Annotated in this window: 2 protein-coding genes; both read right to left on the minus strand. The window is 72.7% G+C overall.

From position 1 onward, the window contains the following. The coding region (locus tag HGA02_RS14970) for a TetR/AcrR family transcriptional regulator (RefSeq protein ID WP_168679812.1) at window positions 1-621 on the minus strand (621 nt) is incomplete at its 3' end. 109 nt (window positions 622-730) lie between these two features. Continuing rightward, a complete protein-coding gene (locus tag HGA02_RS14975; RefSeq protein WP_168679813.1) occupies window positions 731-2,977 on the minus strand; it encodes a rhamnogalacturonan lyase family protein in 2,247 nt (748 codons plus the stop codon). Window positions 2,978-3,005: the final 28 nt, after the last annotated feature.

The raw sequence follows: 3,005 nt of genomic DNA on the forward strand, positions 1-3,005 counted from the left end.
AGCGGCGCGGCCGACGACGGCGAGGTCGTCGGCCGGCGACGTGCGGATGCCCGCGAGCAGCCGCTCGAAGGCGTCACGGGTCCGGCGCTCGGCCGCCGGGTCCCGCAGCAGACGGTGCGCGTGGAAGTGCCCGAGCATCACGCCGTACAGGTCGTGCGCGAACTGCTCGGGCGACAGGTCGTCGCGGAACTGCCCCTCCTGGACGCCCGCGCGGTACATCTGGGTGATCGAGTCGACGAGGTCGCGATGGTCGCGCACGAGCTGGTCGCGCACCGGCCCCGGGTCGTCGTCGAACTCGGTGGCGGCGGACACGAACAGGCACCCCGCCGCGCTGGCCTGCGACGTCGCGAGCCAGTGCTCGAACAGCGCGCGCACCCGCGGCACGCCGCGTGTCGTCGCGAGCGCCGGCCGGACCACCTCGTCGACGAAGCTCTCCCGCGCCCTGGCCAGCACCGCGAGCTGCAGCGCCTCCTTGGAGCGGAAGTGCGCGAAGAGCCCGCTCTTCGACATCTCGGTCGCCGTCGCGAGCGAGCCGATCGTCAGCCCGGCGATGCCGAGGCGCCCGGCGATCTCGACCGCCCGGTCGACCACCGCCTGCCGCGTCGCGTCCCCCTTGCCCATGGCGCAGTTCTAGCACGATCGTGCGGAGGGCGGGAAGCCCCGCGCGTGCCTCGGCGCACGACGACCCGCCCGGTGAGGTCCGGGCGGGTCGCCGTCGTCCGTCACACCGTCAGCGCAGGTACACGTTCGGCTTCACGGGCAGCGTGAACGGCGAGCCCAGGAAGAAGCCGGGGTGCGGCGGCTGGTTGTACGCCGTGTTCTGCCACGCGATCGCCACGCGGTACTGCTGGTCGTGCAGCAGGGTCCACAGCCGGGTGTCCGTCGGGACCGGCGTCGCGTAGATCCGCAGCGCGCTGTCGTCCGACGTCGGCCAGATCACCTCCTCGCGCCAGTCGCCGAGGATGTCGCCGGACAGCGTCGGCGTCGCCTTCGTGCCGTTGTTGCTGTGCACGCCGGACCCGGTCAGCAGTCGCGTGTCGCCGCCCGTGCCGTACTTGTCGATGCGCGTCTGGTCGAGCAGCTCGCGCGTCGTGTCGCCGTCCCACCAGGCCAGGAAGTTCGCCGACGACGGCTTGCGCGCGACGCCGGCGCCCGACGTGCTGCGCAGCTGCGAGTCGGACGACGACCAGGACTCGGCACCCGCCGACCCGGCCCAGATGTCGCCCGAGACGCCGCGCCCGTTGTCCGACCCCGACGGGGTGCTCCACAGGATCTGGCCGGTGCGCGCGTCCGCCATCCACGCGTCGGGCTGGTTCGTCGACTCGGTGACCTTGTAGTACTCGAGACCGGGCCGGCTCGGGATCAGGTCGCCGACGTGACCGGCGTCGCCGTGCCCGGTCCGGTTGTTCCACAGGCCGGTGCCGTTGTCGTCGATCGCGGCGGCGCCGTAGAGGATCTCCTGACGGCCGTCGCCGTCGACGTCCGCGACGGACAGCGAGTGGTTGCCCTGGCCGGCGTACGTGCTGTTGCCCGACGCGTTCGAGTCGAACGTCCACCGCCGCGTGAGCGTGCCGTTCCGGTAGTCCCAGGCGACGACGACGGCCCGCGTGTAGTAGCCGCGCGCCATGATGATCGACGGCCGCACGCCGTCGAGGTACGCGGTGCCGGCGAGGAACCGGTCGACGCGGTTGCCGTACGAGTCGCCCCAGCTCGACACCGTCCCGCGCGGCGGCACGTAGTCGGTCGTGGCGGCGATCGCGCCCGTCTGGCCGTGGAAGACCGTGAAGTACTCGGGGCCGGACAGGACGTAGCCCGACGAGTTGCGGTGGTCGGCGCTCGCGTTGCCGATCACCTGGCCCGTGCCCGAGCGCGTGCCGTCGGCCGTCTTGACCGCGACCTCGGCCTTGCCGTCGCCGTCGTAGTCGTAGACCTGGAACTGCGTGTAGTGCGCGCCCGCGCGGATGTTGCGGCCGAGGTCGATGCGCCACAGGCGGCGCCCGTCGAGCTCGTAGGCGTCGAGGAACACGTTGCCCGTCACGCCCGACTGCGAGTTGTCCTTCGCGTTGGTCGGGTCCCACTTGAGGACGACCTCGAGCCGGCCGTCGCCGTCGAGGTCGCCGACCGAGCCGTCGTTCGCGACGTAGTCCGACCCCGGCTTGCTGATCGGCACGTCGAGGTAGCCGTTGGCGAACGTCAGCGACGTCTCGGAGGCGGCCTGCTCGGTGCCGTTCACGACGGCCCGGACGGTGTACGTCGCGCTCGACGACGCACCCGCGTCGAGGTAGCTCGTCGCGCCCGTGAGCGGTGACGCGTTCACCTTGGTGCCGCCGCGGTACAGGTTGAAGCCGGTGCTCGCGGGCTCGGTCCCGAGCAACCGCCACTGCACGAGGTTCCCCGAGCCGCTGCGCACGCTGATGAGCCCGCGGTCGAGGTCCTCGGCCTGCCACGCGCCCGACGGCGGCGGGGTGGTCGTCGTCGGTGTCGGCGTCGGCGTCGGAGTAGGTGTGCTGGTCGGGGTGCTCGTGGGCGTCGACGTCGGGGTGCTCGTCGGCGTCGTCGTCGGCGTGGTGCCACCCGTGCAGGTCGTGCCGTTGAGCGCGAACGACGCCGGCGCGGGGTTGGACGTGCCGTTCCACCCGCCGTTGAACCCGAACGACACGGTGCCGCCCGACCCGACCTTCGCGTTGTACCCGGCGTCGCGCACGGTCACGTCCGACCCGGACTGCGTCGCGGTGCCGTTCCAGGCCTGCGTGACCGTCTGGCCCGCGCCGAACGCCCACGTCAGCGTCCAGCCGTCCACGGCGTCGCCGAGGTTGTCGATCGTCACGTCGGCACCGAAGCCGGTGCTCCACTGGTTCGTCACGGTGTACGTCACGCGGCAGCCCACGGCCGCCTCGGCGCCCGCGGCGGCGACGAGGCCGCCCGTCGCCATCGTCGCGGCGGCGAGGAGTCCCGCGGCCGCCCGTCGTGCTGTCATGGCTTCCCCTTCGGTTCGCGCGCGGGCG

Source organism: Cellulomonas septica, assembly GCF_012396155.1.
Classification (GTDB): Bacteria; Actinomycetota; Actinomycetes; order Actinomycetales; family Cellulomonadaceae; genus Cellulomonas; species Cellulomonas septica.